Source organism: Pasteurella atlantica (assembly GCF_963693435.1).
Classification (GTDB): Bacteria; Pseudomonadota; Gammaproteobacteria; order Enterobacterales; family Pasteurellaceae; genus Phocoenobacter; species Phocoenobacter atlanticus.
The window spans coordinates 1,281,779-1,301,511 of record NZ_OY856306.1 but is presented as its reverse complement, the minus strand read 5'-3'; the positions used below and the strand labels follow the sequence as shown (position 1 = coordinate 1,301,511).

Here is a 19,733-nt window from a genome sequence, read left to right as displayed (position 1 = left end):
GAGAAAAAAATGAAAAACTTAAAAGGGTTATTTTCAGCATTACTTGTATCATTTAACGAAGATGGCACAGTAAATGAAAAAGGTTTACGTGAAATTATTCGCCACAACATTGACACAATGAAAGTGGACGGCTTATATGTAGGTGGTAGCACTGGGGAAAACTTTATGCTCTCAACCGCAGAGAAAAAAGAAATTTTCCGCATTGCCAAAGATGAAGCGAAAGATGAGATTGCATTGATTGCACAAGTTGGTAGCGTAAACTTAAAAGAAGCGGTGGAATTAGGTAAATATGCCACTGAATTAGGTTACGACAGCTTATCAGCCGTAACACCTTTCTATTACAAATTTAGCTTCCCAGAAATTAAACATTACTACGACACCATCATCGCTGAAACAGGCAACAATATGATTGTTTACTCAATCCCATTCTTAACAGGGGTAAATATTGGTGTTGAGCAATTTGGTGAGCTTTATAAAAATCCTAAAATTCTTGGTGTGAAATTCACAGCAGGCGATTTCTATCTATTAGAACGCTTGAAAAAAGCTTATCCAAACCACTTAATCTGGGCTGGCTTTGATGAAATGATGTTACCAGCGGTTTCACTTGGTGTGGATGGTGCGATTGGTAGTACCTTTAACGTAAATGGTATCCGTGCAAGACAAATTATGGAATTAACTCGTGCAGGAAAACTGGACGAAGCCTTAGCCGTTCAACACACCACAAATGATTTAATCGAAGGTATCTTAGCGAATGGATTATATTTAACCATTAAAGAAATCTTGAAGTTACAAGGTGTGGATGCAGGTTTCTGCCGTGAACCAATGACATCAACTGCAACACCAGAACAAGTTGCTAAAGCAAAAGAATTAAAAGAAAAATTCTTATAAATTATAAACTTAAGCGGTACGATTTTAATCACAATTTGCAAATTTTTATCAAAATCGTACCGCTTAAAATAAAAAAAATGACGTGATAATCACGTCATTTTTTATTACTTCTTTATTCTAAGTAAATCAATTAAGATAATACTTTAAATAAAAGAGCGGCGATGACACCACCAACAATTGGTGCTGTTAGTGGCACGATACCATAAGCCCAATCTGGTTTTGCTCCCACTTTTTTGCTTAACAATGTTAAAACAATACGTGGACCACCATCACGAGCAGGATTAATTGCATAACCTGTTGTACCCCCTAAGCTTAGACCGATAACCCAAACTAAGATTGCTACAGGTAATGCACCGATTGAACCTAAGCCGATTGGCGCTGCTGTTTCAATATTTGGTAATGTGACTGATGCACCAGTAATATAGAAAATAACGAACATTAATACAAATGTACCAAGTATTTCATTCATATAATTTACTTTCAGATTACGAATAGCTGGTTCAGTTGAGAAACACGCACGTTTTGCACCTTCATCATCCGTCACTTTAAAGTGATCAATAAAGAAACAATACACTAATGTCGCCCCAATCATTGCACCAATAAATTGTGCGATAATATAAGGACCAACGCTTACCCACGCAAATTTACCTGCAACAGCTAAACCAACTGTTACCGCAGGGTTCAGATGAGCACCTGAATAAGGACCTGCAACCACAACACCAATAAATACCGCAAATGCCCAAGCGGTGGTAATCACCATCCAGCTTCCGCCCCCTGTTTTAGTGTCTTTTAAAACACAGTTCGCAACAACGCCATTACCAAGTAAAATTAATAATGCTGTGCCTACAATTTCTGCAACAAATGGACTCATAACTGCCTCCTATTCTTCAATCCAATGACGCGCAGCATTCACTGCTTTGTGCCAATATTTCAACATATGATCAACTTTTTGTTGTTCCAATTCTGGTGTAAATACACGATCTTTTTGCCATTGTGCTGAGATATCATCGGTATCTTTCCAGAATCCAACCGCTAAACCAGCAAGATAAGCAGCACCAAGAGCGGTCGTTTCTAACACTTGTGGACGTACGACATTAAACTGGAACACATCTGACTGAATTTGCATTAACAAGTTACTTGCTGCTGCACCACCGTCCACACGTAATTCTTTGGTTGCAACACCTGAGTCGGCTTCCATTGCTTTTACAATATCATATACTTCAAATGCAATACCTTCTAAGGTTGCACGAGCAATGTGAGCATCGGTTGTACCACGAGTAATACCCATAATCGTACCACGTGCATATTGATCCCAGTATGGTGCACCCATACCTGCTAGTGCTGGCACAAAATAAACACCGCCGTTATCTTCAACCATTGACGCTAAACCATTGATTGCATCTGCGGTACGAATTGTACGTAAACCGTCACGAACCCACTGAATTGCTGCACCACCAACGAACACACCCCCTTCTAGTGCATAAGTGGTTTTACCGCCAATTTGCCACGCCACAGTAGTTAATAGATTATTTTTAGATTCAACGGCTTCTTCACCTGTGTTCATCAATAAGAAACAACCTGTTCCATAAGTGGTTTTAACCATTCCTTTTTGAGTACACATTTGACCAAATAATGCTGCTTGTTGGTCACCTGCAATACCTGCGATAGGCACTTTTCCACCTTGAATATAACGAGAATCTACATAGCCATAAATTTCACTGCTTGATTTTACTTCTGGTAATAATGATTTTGGTATATCAAATAATGCTAATAACTCTTCATCCCATTGCATATCGTGAATATTATAAATCATCGTACGGCTTGCATTAGTTACATCTGTAATATGAACTTTTCCTTCGGTTAAACGCCACACCAACCAAGAATCCATCGTACCAAATGCTAGCTCGCCTTTTTCAGCACGCTCTCTTGCCCCTTCAACATTATCTAATAACCATTTAATTTTACTTGCAGAGAAATAAGCATCGATCACTAAACCTGTTTTTTTACGAATGACTTCGCCATATTCTTCTTTTAAGGTATCACAATAACGAGCAGTACGACGATCTTGCCATACGATTGCACGAGCAATAGGTTCGCCTGTTTTTCTATCCCAAATCATAGTGGTTTCACGTTGGTTTGTGATCCCCACAGCTGCAATTTCATCTTCTTTAATTCTCGCTTTGGTAATCGCTTCACTCATTACCGAAATTTGGGTACTCCAAATCGCTTCTGGGTTATGCTCTACCCAACCTGTTTCTGGGAAATGTTGAGTAAATTCTTTCTGAGCAACATTCACAATTTCACCACTGTGATTAAAAATAATCGCACGAGATGAAGTTGTACCTTGATCTAAAGCAATAATGTATTTTGACATACTGTACTCCTATGTTTGAGATTTAATAAAAGGGCTAACAATATAATATGCCAGCCCTAAATTACATTATAATAAGTACTGTTTAACTAATTGAGTAAATGTACTTACTTCTTGGTTTACACGTTCTTCATTCCAGCCTAAGTGTAATGCCATAAACTCAGCCACACTTTGAGCCACTTCCTCTGCTGCACGAGCGTCAAGGAAGAGTAAACGTATTCTTCTTGCTAACACGTCTTCTAACGTGGTCGCTAATTCATTATCCATTGCCCATTTTACTTGTGCGTAAATATAAGGGTGGTCTTTATGAATTAATTCTGCTAATTTTTTATCACTTTGTGCAAGCGCTTCAATTTCCTTAGCATCTGTTCCATAAGGAGAAAGATGAGAATCATCTAAGTGAATATTTGGATCATAACCGTGCAAAGGTAAATCAACGGTTTTGCAAGATTTTGCAAAAATCAGACCGCTTTCAATCGCTGCATCAACGGTATCTTCCGCCATTTGACGATAAGTTGTCCATTTACCACCAAGAATATGTACTAAGCCTGAATCTGAAACCTCTACTTTATGGCTACGAGATACTTCTTTGGTTGATTTACCTTCTTCTTTTGGTGCAGCAAGTGGACGTAAGCCAGCAAACACACTGCGTACATCAGCACGTGTTGGGGCTTTGGTTAGATAGTCTTTTGCTGTATCTAAGATAAATTGCACTTCTTGGTCGATTGGTTTTGGTTCATAATCCGCATCTTTTACTAATGTATCCGTTGTTCCAACTACGATTTTATTATGCCAAGGCACAGCAAATAACACACGACCATCGCTAGTTTTTGGTACCATTAACGCATCATCATTTGGTAAGAACTCACGATCTAACACCAAGTGAATACCTTGACTTGGTACGATACGTGCTTTGCTACCTGGTTCGTCCATCGCCATAATATCATTCGCAAATACACCCGTTGCATTCACAACCGCTTTTGCTTTTAAGGTATATTCTTTATCACTAATCGTATCTTTACAACAAACACCGCTTACTTTACCTGCTGCATCTTTTTGTAAATCTGTAACACGGCAATAATTTAATACTGTACCGCCATTATCGACAATAGATTGTGCTAATGTTGTTGCTAAACGAGCATCATCAAATTGACCGTCATAATAACAAACACCCGCATTTAATTTACTCGCTTTTACGCCTTTTAAACGTTGACGAGATTCGTCTTTTGATACATAACTTGTATGTCCAATACTTAGTTTGCCTGCCAATAAATCATAAATCATTAACCCAAAAGTATAATAAGGTGCTGTCCACCATTTTTCCCCAGGAATAATAAAAGATTGCGTTTTAAATAAATGAGGGGCGTTTTTTGCTAAACGACCACGTTCTCTTAATGCTTCACGCACTAAGGCTACATTACCTTGTGCTAAATAACGCACCCCACCGTGCACTAATTTCGTTGAACGACTTGATGTTCCTTTTGCAAAGTCATTTGCTTCTAATAATAATGTTGAGTAACCACGAGTAACAGCGTCTAATGCAACGCCTAATCCTGTTGCACCACCACCGATCACAATGACGTCCCAAGCATCTGTTGTTTCAATATTTTGTACTAGCTCTACTCTTTTCATAATGTTATTCTCCCAAAAAACAAATAATTTCTAAAGAATAAAATAATCCATAAAAAAACCAAAAACAACCATCTTTGTTTATTTTTGTGATGTTAATCACAAATAATTTGAGCGTTTTAGAAAATTAATTAGACAATTACTTATGTTATAGCGTTATGCATACATATTTAAGGAAAAAAATATAAAAAAATGCAGTAAAGACAAATCAATATTTATCTTTACTGCATTTTATAAAAATTGTAAATTTTAAGTAAAATGATACCGCTTAAAGTACCTAGATCTTACAGGCTCCACCTTCACAACCATCATCCAGATCATTTTGTTGATCGTCAGCACCATCACGAGTATTCTGATAATATAAGGTTTTTAAACCATATTTATACGCAGTAAGTAAGTCTGCTAAAAGCTGTTTCATTGGTACCTTACCATCTGCAAATTTTTGCGGATCATAATTGGTATTCGCAGAAATTGCTTGATCCACAAATTTTTGCATAATACCTACTAATTGTAGATAACCGTCATTATTTGGCATATCCCACAATAATTCATAATTAGGACCTAGATTTTCATAATCAGGTACTACCTGTTTTAAAATACCATCTTTCGAGGCTTTTATACTGACATAACCACGTGGAGGTTCAATACCATTAGTCGCATTTGAAATCTGTGATGATGTTTCCGATGGCATCAATGCTGTTAATGTTGAATTACGTAATCCAAATTCTTGAATATCCTTACGTAAACTTTCCCAATCATAATGTAATGGTTCCTGAGTTAAAGTATCAACCGTTTTTTTATAAGTATCAATAGGTAAAATACCTTGTGCATAAGTGGTTTCATTAAAATATTCACACGCCCCCTGCTCTTTTGCTAAATTCATTGACGCTTTTAATAAATAATACTGAATTGCCTCAAAGGTACGGTGTGTTAAATTATTGCCACTACCGTTTGAATAACGCACACCATTTTTTGCTAAATAGTAAGCGAAGTTAATCACGCCAATACCTAATGAACGGCGAGCTAATGAACTTATACGAGCAGCTATCACTGGATAATCTTGATAATCTAACAATGCATCTAAAGCTCGTACTGCAAGATCTGCTAGATTTTCTAGTTCATCAAGATTTTCAATTTTACCTAAATTAAAAGCAGAAAGAGTACATAATGCAATTTCGCCTTTTTCATCGTGAAAATGTTCTAACGGTTTGGTTGGTAGTGCAATTTCTAAGCATAAGTTAGATTGACGCACAGGAGCCACTTTTGGATCAAAAGGTGAATGGGTATTACAGTGATCCACATTTTGAATATAAATACGCCCTGTTGAGGCACGCTCTTGCATTAACAATGAAAACAATTCCACCGCTTTAATTGAACGTTTACGAATAGTTGGATCTTGCTCATATTTGGTATAAAGTGCTTCAAATTTATCTTGATCCGCAAAGAATGCTTCATATAAACCTTCAACGTCAGAAGGGCTAAATAACGTAATATTGCCACCTTTAATCAAACGTTGATACATTGTTTTATTAAGCTGTACACCATAATCTAAATGGCGAACACGATTATCTTCAACACCTCGATTATTTTTAAGTACCAACAAACTTTCTACTTCTAAATGCCAAAATGGATAATAAACTGTTGCGGCACCACCACGAACACCACCTTGTGAGCAAGATTTAACGGCGGTTTGAAAATGTTTATAGAATGGAATACAACCCGTGTGGAACGCTTCTCCACCACGAATTTGGCTTCCCAATGCACGAATTGCTCCTGCGTTAATCCCAATTCCTGCTCGCTGTGAAACATATTTCACAATTGCTGAAGAAGTGGCATTAATAGAATCTAAGCTATCCGCACACTCAATCAACACACAGGAACTAAATTGACGAGTTGGAGTACGCACCCCTGACATAATCGGTGTTGGTAGTGAAATCTTAAAAGTGGAAGTTGCATCATAAAAACGTCTCACATAATCCAAACGGGTTTCTTTTGGATATTGGGCAAATAAACTTGCTGCGACTAGCAAATATAAAAACTGTGCTGATTCATAAATTTCACCCGTCACACGGTTTTGTACTAAATATTTTCCTTCTAACTGTTTTACTGCAGCATAAGAAAAATTCATATCTCGCCAGTGATCTAAATAGCTATCCATTTCATCCCACTCTTCACGAGAATAATCCATTAGTAGTGCATTATCATATTTGTTCATTCGCACTAATTTTTTAACGTGATCATATAAACGAGGAGGATCAAAATGCCCATACGCTTTTTTACGTAAATGGAATACCGCAAGACGAGCTGCCAAATATTGATAATCAGGTGTTTCTTTGCTGATTAAATCTGCGGCTGATTTAATAATAGTTTCGTGAATATCTGAAGTACGAATACCTTCATAAAATTGAATATGTGCTCGTAACTCAACTTGAGATACCGACACATTATTCAGCCCTTCCGCTGCCCACGTAATGACACGATGGATTTTGTCTAAATTAATTGGTTCTTGCTTACCATCACGTTTGGTTACCATTAACGTATTTGTCATTTAATTATTTCCTTTTTAATCGCTATTTACATAAATTTATTTATTAAAATCATAAGGTTATAAAAAGCCACAACTTTAAACCATCAGAATATAACTTCAAAATAAGTAGAGTAATATTAGCATAAAATGATGAAAATACTCACGTAAAAATTTAATAAATTTAACTTCTGCTGAAAGATTAATAACTTAACAAAAATCAAGTTTTTTTTGCAAATTTTTCTTACAATCTTACCGCTTAATCTCAATTACAAAAGTAAACAAAATAAAAAAACAAAGCCACTAATTATTTTTTCTTTTTACCTATAGCATTAAAAGAAAAATAAATTAGTGGGCTTATTTAAATATCTGATAAATATTATGCTGTAAAACTCAATTTCAATTCTGCACTTGCATTGGCTTCAGCAATCACTTCATCAATAGAATCACCAGCAGAAGCCGCAACTACAGCGGCAATCGTACCCTCAACTAAAGGGGCATAACAAATTTTTACTTTTTCGCTGATCTCAGGATCAAGTAAATCTAATGCTGTTTCTGCACTTAAAATTGCACTGCCTAAATCAACTAAAACAACAACTCCGCTAGGTGAAGAGACATCTTCAATAGCCTGCATAATTTTTACCGCATCCGTTCCTATCGGATTATGAGGATCATCAATTCCGCCTGCTGCAACAATTTTACAATTCTCTACTTTCATTTGTGATGCAAGCTCCACCACACCTTCAGCAATTTTTATACTATGAGAAACAATGACAAAATTGACCATTTACTCCTCCATAACCTGAGATAATGCTAGAAATAGATAGCTTACTGAGGTTGCACCTGGATCTTGATGTCCAATGCTGCGCTCATTTAAATAACTTGCTCGTCCTTTTTTCGCTTTTAAAGGAATAGTTGCTTCAGCATACTTTTGTGCTTTTTCAGATAAGGTTGCAAAAATGGTCGTTGGATTGCTGTTCTCCTCTATCATTGCTTCAAAATCATCAAGGATAGGAAGCCACACATCGCACATTGTTTTATCATCTCGCACTGCTCGACCTCGACTAACAATGCCCTCAACCCCCGATTTTAACAACTGATGAAATTCACTCAATGAAAGTGTTTCTTTGCCATTAGCAACAAGACTTGCTTTTATGTAAAAACTCCCAAACAATGGACCGCTTGCTCCCCCTACTTGTGATAACAACGTCATTCCAGTAGTTTTTAAAATTGTACCAATATCTTTATCTTCCACCGTTGGCAATTTTTCGAGTACCTTAGTAAAACCACGCTGCATATTCAAACCGTGATCAGCATCGCCAATTTCACGATCAAGCTGAGTTAAGTAATCCTGATGTTGTTCAAACAACTGTTGGCTATTCTTGATCCATTGAATAATCTGCTGTTTTGTTATTTCCATTGACTACTCTCCCCAACGCATTGCTGGTGTATTTACAGGGCTATCCCATAATGCTAAATCATCGTCATCTACTTTTAATAATGTAATCGACATTCCTTGCATATCTAATGAAGTACAATAAGAGCCGACAAGATTTCGTTCAATAGTTAAACCAAATTCTTCACAGCACGCTGCTAATTTATTGTAAACACCATATAATTCAGACAATGGAACCGCACCTAAATTATTTACCAATGCAATCACACGATCACCTTTTTGTAGTGCTTGTTTAGACACTTGCTCTTCTAACCACGTTGTATTTTCACTATCCCAGCGACGAATGGTACGTTCATAATCACCATTTTCAATCAAAGTAGTAAACATCTGTTCAACGGTAGTATCTAAATCTTTATATTCTCGACGTTCAATACCTGGTTCACCGTGAATACCAACTCCAAACTCCATTTCATTCTCTGCTAAAGTAAATGAAGGTTTGCCTGCTGCTGGCACAGTACAAGCCCCTAATGCAATACCCAATGAATGACCATTGTTATTTAATTTCTGCCCTAATGCTTCTAATTGAGCTAATGAATACCCTTTTTCAGCCGCAGCACCTAAGATTTTTTCCATTAGTACGGTATTCGCCACACCACGACGACCAGCCGTATATAAACTATCTTTTACAGCGACATCATCATCAACCAATACTGTTGCAACTTTTGTACCACAATCTGCTAATAATTCAGCGGCTGTTTCAAAATTCAACACATCGCCAGTATAATTTTTAATTAACAGCAATACCCCTTCACCACTATCCACAGCCATACCACATTCAAACATTTGATCAGGAGTTGGTGACGTAAAAATTTCTCCTGGACAAGCGCCATCTAGCATACCTTTTCCAACAAAACCTGCGTGCATTGGTTCGTGACCACTACCACCACCCGAAATAATTGCTACTTTTCCCTGTACAGGACTATCTGCACGCTTCACAAATACTGGCTCTGTATTTAATACGAGTTGAGGACAAGATTTGATTAAACCTTGAATTTGCTCTTTTAAAACGATCTCAACAGAATTGATTAATTTTTTCATAGCAATGCTCCTTTGATTTATATAAATTAGGAAGTAATAAACAGATGTTTTCAATGTCTTTAGTATTACTCTTACTGATATTTTAATCAAATAGAGAAAAATAAAAATGTGAAGTTATACGCATTTTTTTATTACAAAATGAATATTTGTCAAAATTTTCAACAAAAAAGAAACCTAAATTTAGTTAAAAATCCTAATAATGGATTTTTTCGCCAACAAAACATATAACTTTTTTAAATTGTTACTACTGATTTTTTAAAATCAATAATTAAAGTATATACTTCCCATTAATACTTTCTCTGAACAATATATTTTTTATTATAACAATGATAGAATTAGACAGAAATTAAGAAGGCTAAGTCTTACTCAATACGGACTTAATGCAATCTATCATCTAAAAACTCAAGACCGATATATATCGGGTCTCTACCAAATTATTATAAAGGAATAAAAATGTTTGAAGTAAACCCAATTAAAAACCAACTTGCTGATTTAACCGAACGCACCCAAGTTATCAGGGGGTATCTTTGACTTTGATGTCAAAGTTGAGCGTTTAGAAGAAGTAAACGCAGAATTAGAACAACCAGAAGTGTGGAATAATCCTGAAAAAGCCCAAGCCTTAGGTAAAGAGCGAGTTGCCCTAGAAGAAATAATCAATACAATCAAAGAATTAGAACAAGGTGTTGATGATATTGAAGGCTTGATTGAGCTTGCTGTTGAAATGGAAGATGAAGACACCTTCAATGAAGCAACACAAGAAGCGGATACATTAGAACAAAAATTAGCAAAATTAGAATTCCGCCGTATGTTTAGTGGCGAGAACGATCCGAATGATTGCTACATTGATTTACAAGCAGGATCAGGCGGGACAGAAGCCCAAGACTGGACAGAGATGTTGCTACGAATGTATCTACGTTGGGCAGAAAGCAAAGGCTTTAAAACTGAATTGATCGAAGTATCAGACGGCGATGTAGCTGGCTTAAAATCGGCAACAGTAAAAGTCTCTGGCGAATATGCCTTTGGTTGGTTACGTACCGAAACAGGGATCCATCGCTTAGTGCGTAAAAGCCCGTTTGACTCAAATAACCGCCGTCATACCTCATTTAGTGCGGCATTTATTTACCCTGAAATCAACGACAACATCGATATTGACATCAACCCTGCCGATTTACGTATTGACGTTTATCGAGCATCAGGGGCGGGTGGTCAGCACGTGAATAAAACGGAATCGGCAGTGCGTATTACTCATTTACCGACAAATACAGTGGTGCAATGTCAAAACGGACGCTCACAGCACCAAAATAAAGACAGTGCAATGAAACAACTGCGTGCGAAATTATTTGAATTAGAAATGCAAAAACAAAATGCTGAAAAACAAGCCCTTGAAGAAAGCAAATCGGATATCGGCTGGGGCAGTCAAATTCGTTCTTATGTACTTGATGATAGTCGTATCAAAGATTTACGTACAGGCGTTGAAAACCGCAATACCCAAGCGGTGCTAGATGGCGATTTAGATCGCTTTATTGAAGCAAGTTTAAAGGCTGGGTTGTAATTTTTAGGAAATTATATGAATACTATTGCTTACTTAGAAAAATTGAAAAATTTTCTTAATGATCGCAGACCGTTACCGCAATTGGTGTTAAAAAGATTATTTGAAAGTTTAAAGCAAGAATATATCTACCACTCTAATGCGATTGAGGGAAACTCGTTAACATTAAGAGAAACGCAAATTGTGTTAGAGCAAGGGATCACAATCAATGGTAAGCCATTAAAGGATCATATTGAAACCCAAAATCAAAGTTATGCGATTGATTATTTACTTGAAGAAATTGCGTTACATCGAGCATTGGATATTCGCTTGATTAAAGAATTTCATCAGATTGTAATCGGTAGTATTGATCGTGAAATTGCAGGTGTTTTTAGAAATCACGATGTTGTGATTAGCCATAGTAAAACCGAAACTTCTCGTCCTTTTCATATTGAAGAAGATTTGCAGGCACTTTTAGATTGGTATAATCAAAGTGATCGCCATATTATTGAAAAAGTCGCAATTTTTCACGCACGTTTTGAAAAAATCCACCCTTTTTCTGACGGTAATGGAAGGACAGGACGACTTTTAATGAATTTAGAATTGATGAAGCAAGGTTATCCGATCACAATCATCAAGAATGAAGATAGAGAAAAATATTATCAAGTTTTAGAAAATTCACAAATAAATGAAGATTATCAAGAAATTATTGATTTTATTGCGAATAATATTCAAGTGAGTATTGAACGCAATTTAGAAATACTTGATAGAGATTGGAAAGATGCTTTTAACGCTCAGGAATTGACACCATAATGATAACCTTAACAAATTTAACCCTTACTCGTGGTACACAAACACTATTAGACAATGCGAATGCCACGATCAATCCTCAGCAAAAAGTCGGTCTTGTAGGTAAAAATGGCTGTGGGAAATCGTCACTATTAGGTTTACTTAAAAGTGAATTTACCCCCGAAGGCGGCGAGGCGAAATATCCGAGTAGTTGGTCAATAGCGTGGGTAAACCAAGAAACGCCCGCCCTTGATATCTCTGCGTTGGATTATGTGATTTTAGGGGATCGTCAATATACCGAGCTGAACAAAGCCTTAGAGCAAGCAAATTTAGATAATGATGGACATTTAATCGCGACGATTCACGCTCAATTAGATACCATTGATGCGTGGACGATCCAATCTCGTGCCGCAACCTTGTTAAACGGTTTGGGTTTTAGTACCGAACAACTTGATGAGCCAGTGAAGGCCTTTTCAGGTGGTTGGCGTATGCGTTTGAATTTAGCTCAAGCGTTGTTGTGTCGTAGTGATTTATTATTGCTTGATGAACCGACTAACCATTTGGATTTAGATGCCGTCATTTGGTTAGAACGTTGGCTCACGCAATATAAAGGCACCTTGATTTTGATCTCACACGACAGAGATTTTTTAGATCCGATTATCAATCGAGTGATCCATATTGAAAATCAGCAGTTGCACGAATACACAGGGAATTACAGCTCTTTTGAAATTCAACGAGCGACTAAATTAGCCCAACAAAATTCGGCGTATCAGCAACAGCAACGTAAAGTAGAACATTTACAAAGTTTTATTGATCGCTTTAAAGCCAAAGCAACCAAAGCAAAACAGGCACAAAGTCGTATTAAAGCACTCGAAAAAATGGAAATGATTGCACCAGCACATATTGATAGCCCATTTTCCTTTGAATTCCGTCCGCCATTATCTTTGCCAAGTCCGTTGCTTTCAATGGAAAAAGTGAGTGCAGGATATGGCGATAAAACAATTTTAGAATCGGTAAAACTTAATTTAGTACCCGGTTCTCGCATTGGTTTATTAGGACGTAATGGTGCAGGGAAATCAACCTTAATCAAATTACTTTCAGAAGAGCTACCACCTAAAACTGGGAAAATTAAGTTAGCAAAAGGCGTAAAACTAGGCTATTTTGCTCAGCATCAAGTAGATACCTTGCGTGTAGAAGAAAGTGCTTTGTGGCATTTGACCCATATTGCCCCAGAAAAAACGGAACAAGAATTGAGAAACTATTTAGGTGGATTTGATTTTCACGGTGATAAAGTCAAACAAGCGGTAAAAAGTTTTTCAGGGGGCGAAAAAGCCCGTTTGGTGTTAGCCTTAATTGTATGGCAACGCCCTAATTTATTATTACTCGATGAACCGACCAACCATTTAGATTTGGATATGCGACAAGCCTTAACCGAAGCCTTAACACAATATGAAGGCTCGCTTGTGGTGGTATCGCACGATCGCCATTTATTGCGTAGTACCGTTGATGAGTTTTATTTGGTGCATAACAAAAAAGTGGAAGAATTTAAGGGCGATTTAGAGGATTATCAAAAATGGCTCAACGAACAAAATCAGCTTGAACTTGCAAAAAGATCCCAAAATCAGACCGCTTATACTGACACATCAAACAGTGGCATAAACCGTAAAGAACAAAAACGCCAAGAAGCAGAATTGCGTAAACAAACCGCCCCACTGCGTAAGAAAATTGAAAAACTTGAAAAAAGTTTAGAGAAACTGACCGCTACTCTCTCTCAGATTGAACAACAATTAAGTGATAGTTCACTTTATGAAACAGAAAATAAAATCAAACTAAATGAAGTATTAGCTCAACAAGTTAAAACCAAACAGCAACTTGAAGAGGTTGAAATGCAGTGGTTAGAGTGCCACGATGAACTTGAAATATGTCTGAATGAGTAAGATAAGAACTATACGAATAGTACCGAAATGTTCGTATTTACTCTAATATGCAAATTTTTGATAAAAAGATACCGCTTAATCACCGATAAGTTATGAAAGTATCTTAAAAAAATATTTTTACTATTTTTCCGTTTCAGATATTACAAATATCAGAATTTCATAAAATAAATTGTAAATGTTATTCAAAATTAGAGTGTTTAATATATTAATATCATTTTTTCTTTCAATGTTATTATCATTTTCTTTTACAAAATTTTACACTTTCAGTCAAAAAAATGGTAAATTTATACTGTTTTTCTAAAACATTTAGAATGGTTAATTACTAGTCATTTTTTTATTATTATAAGGAGTCTTTATGCTTATTGGTGTACCAAAGGAGCTGTTAAGCGGTGAAAATCGTGTAGCAGCAACGCCTAAAACCGTTGCACAGATCCTAAAACTTGGTTTTGAAGTTATCGTTGAACACGGTGCTGGCTTTAAAGCGAGTTTTGAAGATAAAGCATTTGTACAAGCAGGTGCGTCTGTCGGCGATCAAAAAACAGTATGGAATGCGGATATTATCTTTAAAGTAAACGCACCTACTGACGAAGAAATTGCATTAATGAAAGAAGGAGCGACCCTAGTTAGCTTTATTTGGCCTGCTCAAAATGAAGAGCTAATGAAAAAACTTTCTTCTAAAAAAATTAATGTTCTGGCAATGGATAGTGTGCCTCGTATTTCCCGTGCTCAAGCCTTAGATGCGTTAAGCTCAATGGCAAACATTGCAGGTTATCGTGCAGTGGTTGAAGCCGCTCACGAATTTGGTAGCTTATTCACTGGTCAAATTACGGCTGCGGGTAAAGTGCCACCTGCGAAAGTATTGGTTATCGGTGCAGGTGTTGCTGGTCTTGCAGCCATTGGTGCAGCAAGTAGCTTAGGGGCAATCGTTCGTGCTTTTGATTCTCGTCCTGAAACCAAAGAACAAGTGGAAAGTATGGGCGCTTCTTTCCTTGAAATTGATGTAGAAACAGAAGTCAGTTCTGACGGTTATGCAAAAGTAATGTCTGAAGAGTTCAATAGAAAATCTTTAGAACTTTATGCTGAGCAAGCAAAAGAAGTCGATATTATTATCACAACAGCGTTAATTCCAGGTCGCCCTGCTCCTCGCTTAATCACAAAAGAAATGGTGGATTCAATGAAACCAGGTTCTGTGATTGTAGATTTAGCCGCAGCAACAGGCGGTAACTGTGAATATTCAAAAGCTGATGAAGTGGTTATCACAGATAATCAAGTAAAAGTGATTGGTTATACTGATTTACCTGGGCGTTTACCAACCCAATCCTCACAACTTTACGGAACAAACTTAGTTAATTTATTAAAACTACTTTGTAAAGAAAAAGACGGTAATATCAATATTGATTTTGAAGATGTGGTTCAACGTGGTGTGACTGTGGTGCGTGACGGTGAAATTACATGGCCAGCTCCACCAATCAAAGTATCAGCACAACAGCAACCAAAAGTGAAAGAGCCTGTTGCGAAAAAAGAAGAAAAACCAGCAGATCCTCGTATCAAATATGGTGTAATGGCGGCAGCTGGAGTTGCATTCTTAGGCTTAGCCTCTGTTGCTCCACAAGAATTTTTATCCCATTTCTCTGTGTTCGTGTTAGCTTGTGTTGTAGGTTATTATGTGGTTTGGAATGTCAGCCACGCATTGCACACACCGTTAATGGCGGTAACCAATGCAATTTCAGGGATCATCATTGTCGGTGCATTATTGCAGATCGCACAAGGTGGTGTATTTATTAGTGTCGTTGCATTTATTGCAATTTTAGTCGCAAGTATCAATATTTTCGGTGGCTTTAAAGTTACCCAACGTATGCTTGCAATGTTCAGAAAAGGTTAAGGAGAAAACGATATGTCTTTAGGTTTTGTACAAGCTGCTTATATTATATCGGCTCTACTTTTCATTATGAGCTTAGCAGGACTTTCTAAACACGAAACAGCCAAAGCAGGTTGTTGGTATGGTATTGTGGGTATGGGAATTGCATTATTTGTAACCATTTTTGGACCACAATCTCACGGTGTATTTTGGATCATCATTGCAATGGCAATCGGTGGTGCATTAGGTATCCGTCAAGCATTAAAAGTTGAAATGACTGAAATGCCTGAACTCGTTGCAATCTTACACAGCTTTGTAGGCTTAGCAGCGGTATTAGTCGGCTATAACAGCTACGGTTTACACGAAGCATCAACCCCTGTTTTAGAAAATATTCATAATGTTGAAGTATTTTTAGGTATCTTCATCGGTGCGGTAACCTTCACAGGTTCATTGGTAGCCTTTGGTAAATTAAACGGTAAATTAAATTCAAAAGCGTTAACTTTACCACATCGCCATAAAATGAATTTAGCTGCAATTGTTGTTTCATTCTTATTAATGATTGCCTTTGTTAAGCATCCAGAAAACTTATTCCCAGTGTTATTGATGACAATGATCGCACTTGCATTCGGTTGGCACTTAGTGGCGTCAATCGGTGGTGCAGATATGCCAGTGGTTGTATCAATGCTAAACTCTTACTCTGGTTGGGCAGCAGCAGCAGCAGGTTTTATGCTAAACAACGACTTACTTATCATCACTGGTGCATTAGTAGGTTCATCAGGTGCAATCCTTTCTTACATTATGTGTAAAGCAATGAACCGCTCGTTCATTAGCGTCATCGCAGGTGGATTTGGTAACGATGTTCAAGTTTCTTCTGATGAAGAACAAGGCGAACACCGTGAAACCACTGCAGAAGAAGTGGCTGAAATGCTTAAAAATGCAAGCTCGGTGGTTATTACTCCAGGATACGGAATGGCGGTTGCACAAGCACAGTACCCTGTTGCAGATTTAACACAACGTTTACGTGATTTAGGCGTTGAAGTACGCTTTGCAATACACCCTGTTGCTGGTCGTTTACCAGGTCATATGAACGTGTTATTGGCAGAAGCAAAAGTGCCTTATGATATTGTTCTTGAAATGGACGAAATCAACGACGACTTATCTTCAACAGAAGTAGTATTAGTTATCGGTGCAAACGACACTGTAAACCCTGCGGCAATGGAAGATCCAAACAGCCCAATCGCTGGTATGCCTGTGTTAGAAGTTTGGCACGCAGCGAATGTTGTGGTATTTAAACGCTCAATGGCTGTAGGTTATGCAGGAGTTCAAAACCCATTATTCTTTAAAGATAATACCCAAATGTTATTCGGCGATGCAAAAGATCGTGTCGATGATATTTTAAAAGCCTTATAATCAAAGAGTTTTAAAGTAAAATAAAATGCCGTTATTGGAAGATAGCGGCATTTTTATAGCGGTATGATCAAATCGAAAATTTACAAATTTAATTCTTTAATACAAAGAAAGAAAAAGTATACTTTAATGAAGGGAGATTTTGATAGATTGATATTTGAAAATAATGAATAAATGTAAGAATAGTACAACTGTACAAAACATAAGACAACAAGATATACCCTGCCACCACAATATATTTACATATCAATGAGTTACATAAAAATATGATCAAATATAGCGGTTACATCTAGTTAAAAATTTACAATTTTTATCCTTACTTTTCTTAATGGAGTCTGCATAATAATTATTAATTTATAAAACTCAGTAGATAAAAGTTTACTAAAGCTCTGATAAAAATGTGATCTTCCCTACAAAAGTCACAAAAAATGTGAAAATATGATTTAAAATAAGATAGAATTAAAGTTAATTTTGAAACAGAGTATTGTTATGAAAATAAAACTGCTATTTTTAACCTTATTTTATGGTACTTCTTCACTAGCACAAAATCTTCCAGTATCAGATAATATCTTAAAACAGTCTGAGTTACGGCAAGCAACTATTAATCGTCAATTAGAAAAAACACCAAATAAGCCTACTACTTTATCTGTACCACGCTCTCAACATATCTCTCAAAATAATCATTCAATATGTTTTCCAATTAAAAAAATTGATTTTAATGTGTTAGGTAATACAGCACCTATTTCAGATTTTTATTCTATCATTACTAATGCATTAAATTCACAGAATTTAACATACCAGAAAATAACATCGTTGAAGTTTGAATTATTTGAACAGCCCCATTTTATTCCTTGCTTAAGCCTAAATGATATACGTATGTTAAATACAACTATTCAAAATAATATCATTACCAAAGGGTGGATTACCAGCCGCCTATTTATACCTAATCAATCATTAACTGATCGTACTTTAGAATTCTCTTTAATGCAGGGATTACTGAATAATATTGTTATCGATAAAAATAATATAGAAAAGACTTATGCGAATAGAGCAAATTTATTTACAGCATTTCCAAATGATAAAAATAAACCATTAAATTTACGTGATTTAGAGCAAGGGTTAGATAATTTACGTCGCTTACAAACTGTAAAAGCTGAAATTAATATTATCCCAAGCACACAACAAAATATGAGTGATGTAAAAGTACTTTGGCAACAACAAAAATATCCTATCCGAGTTAATTTTTCTTTTGATGATAGTGGTAGTAAATCAACAGGTAAGTATTTAGGCACAATTTCTATAGTGTGGGATAATCCTCTACACCTTAATGATATATTATCGGTAAGTTATACGCATAATTTAACATCAGGAAAAAAAGCAACAGATCCTAATGGTAAAGTAGACAAAGGAAAAACATCAAGTTATTCCATTGGGTACAGCGTTCCTTTTGGTTATTGGTTAGTTGATATGGGTATTAACCATTATTTTTATGACCAAGCAGTTATAGGAGTTAATCGTAATTATCATTATACTGGTACCAGTAATCAAGCTCACCTTAATTTATCAAAAGTGATATACAGAGATAATCAGCATAAAATAACTGCCCAATTAGGCGGTTGGTTTAAAGAGAATAAAAGCTATATTGATGATGTGGAAATTGATGTTCAACATCGTCGTACAGCAGGTTGGCAAGCAAATATTTCAAGTCACAGTTATTTTAAACTTGGGACACTTATTAGCAGTTTAACTTACAAACGAGGTACTCGAGCATTTAATGCTATTACCGCACCTGAAGAGTTATTTAATGAAGGTACTGCTAAATCTAAAATATGGATAGCGAATATTGATTGGCAAATGCCGTTTAAAGTTGGACATCAACAGTTTAGCTGGCATAGTCAATTACAAGGACAGTTCAATCAAACAGCACTGACCATACAAGACAATTTTAGTATAGGTGGTCGTTACAATGTACGAGGTTTTACTGGTGAACAAACATTATCAGCAGAACAGGGTTGGTATTTAAGAAATGATATTGTATGGCAATATAATGATAATCATCGAGTTTATCTTGGGTTAGATGTTGGAAAAGTTTTTGGAGATAAAAATAAAAATTTAGTAAGTGATACTCTTAGCGGTATGACATTAGGTTTTAATGGACAATACAAACATTATGGTAATTGGCATTATGATCTATTTATTTCCACACCTTTGAAAAAACCAACAAAATTTGACACTGATAAAGTGGTGACTGGTTTTAATATTTCTTATAGTTTTTAATAATTGTTAAAGACCGATCGTCAAGAGAGGA

14 protein-coding genes are annotated in these 19,733 nt (G+C 36.3%); 7 read left to right on the top strand and 7 right to left on the bottom strand.

The genetic code is table 11. From position 1 onward, the window contains the following. The first annotated feature begins 9 nt into the window (after positions 1–9). Entirely contained in the window at positions 10–888 is an 879-nt protein-coding gene (gene nanA / locus U9966_RS06120) for an N-acetylneuraminate lyase (protein WP_211598836.1), read from the top strand. Between the two features lie 130 nt (positions 889–1,018). Here the strand turns inward: nanA and U9966_RS06115 are convergent, their stop codons facing one another. The 7 genes from U9966_RS06115 to dhaK all read right to left on the bottom strand — a co-directional run bounded on the left by U9966_RS06115 (position 1,019) and on the right by dhaK (position 9,906). Then, the gene (locus U9966_RS06115; RefSeq protein WP_306347411.1) at positions 1,019–1,759 is read right to left on the bottom strand and encodes an MIP/aquaporin family protein; all 741 of its coding nucleotides are present in this window, start codon (positions 1,757–1,759) and stop codon (positions 1,019–1,021) included. Positions 1,760–1,768: 9 nt separating this feature from the next. Continuing rightward, positions 1,769–3,262 (bottom strand): glycerol kinase GlpK, encoded by a 1,494-nt coding sequence (gene glpK, locus U9966_RS06110; protein WP_306347410.1) that lies wholly within the window; start codon positions 3,260–3,262, stop codon positions 1,769–1,771. A gap of 66 nt (positions 3,263–3,328) precedes the next feature. Beyond that, a complete protein-coding gene (locus U9966_RS06105) occupies positions 3,329–4,891 on the bottom strand; it encodes a glycerol-3-phosphate dehydrogenase/oxidase (RefSeq protein ID WP_306347409.1) in 1,563 nt (520 codons plus the stop codon). Between the two features lie 274 nt (positions 4,892–5,165). Then, a complete protein-coding gene (gene nrdA, locus U9966_RS06100) occupies positions 5,166–7,436 on the bottom strand; it encodes a class 1a ribonucleoside-diphosphate reductase subunit alpha (RefSeq protein ID WP_306347408.1) in 2,271 nt (756 codons plus the stop codon). Positions 7,437–7,791: 355 nt separating this feature from the next. Then, entirely contained in the window at positions 7,792–8,199 is a 408-nt protein-coding gene (dhaM, locus tag U9966_RS06095) for a dihydroxyacetone kinase phosphoryl donor subunit DhaM (protein ID WP_306347407.1), read from the bottom strand. Continuing rightward, a complete protein-coding gene (gene dhaL / locus U9966_RS06090; protein WP_306347406.1) occupies positions 8,200–8,832 on the bottom strand; it encodes a dihydroxyacetone kinase subunit DhaL in 633 nt (210 codons plus the stop codon). 3 nt (positions 8,833–8,835) lie between these two features. Further along, positions 8,836–9,906, bottom strand: coding sequence for a dihydroxyacetone kinase subunit DhaK (gene dhaK, locus U9966_RS06085; RefSeq protein WP_306347405.1), 1,071 nt, complete (start codon positions 9,904–9,906; stop codon positions 8,836–8,838). 453 nt (positions 9,907–10,359) lie between these two features. Between dhaK and prfB the strand changes: the two genes are divergently transcribed. The 6 genes from prfB (at position 10,360) to U9966_RS06055 (ending at position 19,702) form a co-directional block, all read left to right on the top strand. Further along, a protein-coding gene (gene prfB, locus U9966_RS06080) for a peptide chain release factor 2 (protein WP_306347404.1) occupies positions 10,360–11,458 on the top strand; the annotation gives its coding sequence in 2 pieces (ribosomal slippage) (positions 10,360–10,434 and positions 10,436–11,458; 1,098 coding nt in all). A gap of 15 nt (positions 11,459–11,473) precedes the next feature. Then, the gene (locus U9966_RS06075) at positions 11,474–12,247 is read left to right on the top strand and encodes a Fic family protein (RefSeq protein ID WP_306347403.1); all 774 of its coding nucleotides are present in this window, start codon (positions 11,474–11,476) and stop codon (positions 12,245–12,247) included. Continuing rightward, a complete protein-coding gene (locus U9966_RS06070) occupies positions 12,247–14,160 on the top strand; it encodes an ABC transporter ATP-binding protein (RefSeq protein ID WP_306347402.1) in 1,914 nt (637 codons plus the stop codon). Before U9966_RS06075 ends, U9966_RS06070 begins: the two co-directional genes overlap by 1 nt. Positions 14,161–14,515: 355 nt before the next feature. Further along, the gene (gene pntA / locus U9966_RS06065) at positions 14,516–16,042 is read left to right on the top strand and encodes a Re/Si-specific NAD(P)(+) transhydrogenase subunit alpha (protein WP_306347401.1); all 1,527 of its coding nucleotides are present in this window, start codon (positions 14,516–14,518) and stop codon (positions 16,040–16,042) included. Positions 16,043–16,054: 12 nt separating this feature from the next. Then, positions 16,055–17,428 (top strand): Re/Si-specific NAD(P)(+) transhydrogenase subunit beta, encoded by a 1,374-nt coding sequence (gene pntB, locus U9966_RS06060; RefSeq protein ID WP_306347400.1) that lies wholly within the window; start codon positions 16,055–16,057, stop codon positions 17,426–17,428. 486 nt (positions 17,429–17,914) lie between these two features. Beyond that, the gene (locus U9966_RS06055; RefSeq protein WP_306347399.1) at positions 17,915–19,702 is read left to right on the top strand and encodes a ShlB/FhaC/HecB family hemolysin secretion/activation protein; all 1,788 of its coding nucleotides are present in this window, start codon (positions 17,915–17,917) and stop codon (positions 19,700–19,702) included. Positions 19,703–19,733 lie beyond the last annotated feature (31 nt).

What these genes read in the sequence shown, in the direction of transcription:
- dhaM (WP_306347407.1), bottom strand. Translation starts at nt 8,199, where the DNA reads ATGGTCAATTTTGTCATTGTTTCTCATAGTATAAAAATTGCTGAAGGT.
- U9966_RS06070 (WP_306347402.1), top strand. Translation starts at nt 12,247, where the DNA reads ATGATAACCTTAACAAATTTAACCCTTACTCGTGGTACACAAACACTA.
- U9966_RS06075 (WP_306347403.1), top strand. Translation starts at nt 11,474, where the DNA reads ATGAATACTATTGCTTACTTAGAAAAATTGAAAAATTTTCTTAATGAT.
- glpK (WP_306347410.1), bottom strand. Translation starts at nt 3,262, where the DNA reads ATGTCAAAATACATTATTGCTTTAGATCAAGGTACAACTTCATCTCGT.
- U9966_RS06055 (WP_306347399.1), top strand. Translation starts at nt 17,915, where the DNA reads ATGAAAATAAAACTGCTATTTTTAACCTTATTTTATGGTACTTCTTCA.
- nanA (WP_211598836.1), top strand. Translation starts at nt 10, where the DNA reads ATGAAAAACTTAAAAGGGTTATTTTCAGCATTACTTGTATCATTTAAC.
- pntA (WP_306347401.1), top strand. Translation starts at nt 14,516, where the DNA reads ATGCTTATTGGTGTACCAAAGGAGCTGTTAAGCGGTGAAAATCGTGTA.
- dhaK (WP_306347405.1), bottom strand. Translation starts at nt 9,906, where the DNA reads ATGAAAAAATTAATCAATTCTGTTGAGATCGTTTTAAAAGAGCAAATT.
- nrdA (WP_306347408.1), bottom strand. Translation starts at nt 7,436, where the DNA reads ATGACAAATACGTTAATGGTAACCAAACGTGATGGTAAGCAAGAACCA.
- dhaL (WP_306347406.1), bottom strand. Translation starts at nt 8,832, where the DNA reads ATGGAAATAACAAAACAGCAGATTATTCAATGGATCAAGAATAGCCAA.
- U9966_RS06115 (WP_306347411.1), bottom strand. Translation starts at nt 1,759, where the DNA reads ATGAGTCCATTTGTTGCAGAAATTGTAGGCACAGCATTATTAATTTTA.
- U9966_RS06105 (WP_306347409.1), bottom strand. Translation starts at nt 4,891, where the DNA reads ATGAAAAGAGTAGAGCTAGTACAAAATATTGAAACAACAGATGCTTGG.
- pntB (WP_306347400.1), top strand. Translation starts at nt 16,055, where the DNA reads ATGTCTTTAGGTTTTGTACAAGCTGCTTATATTATATCGGCTCTACTT.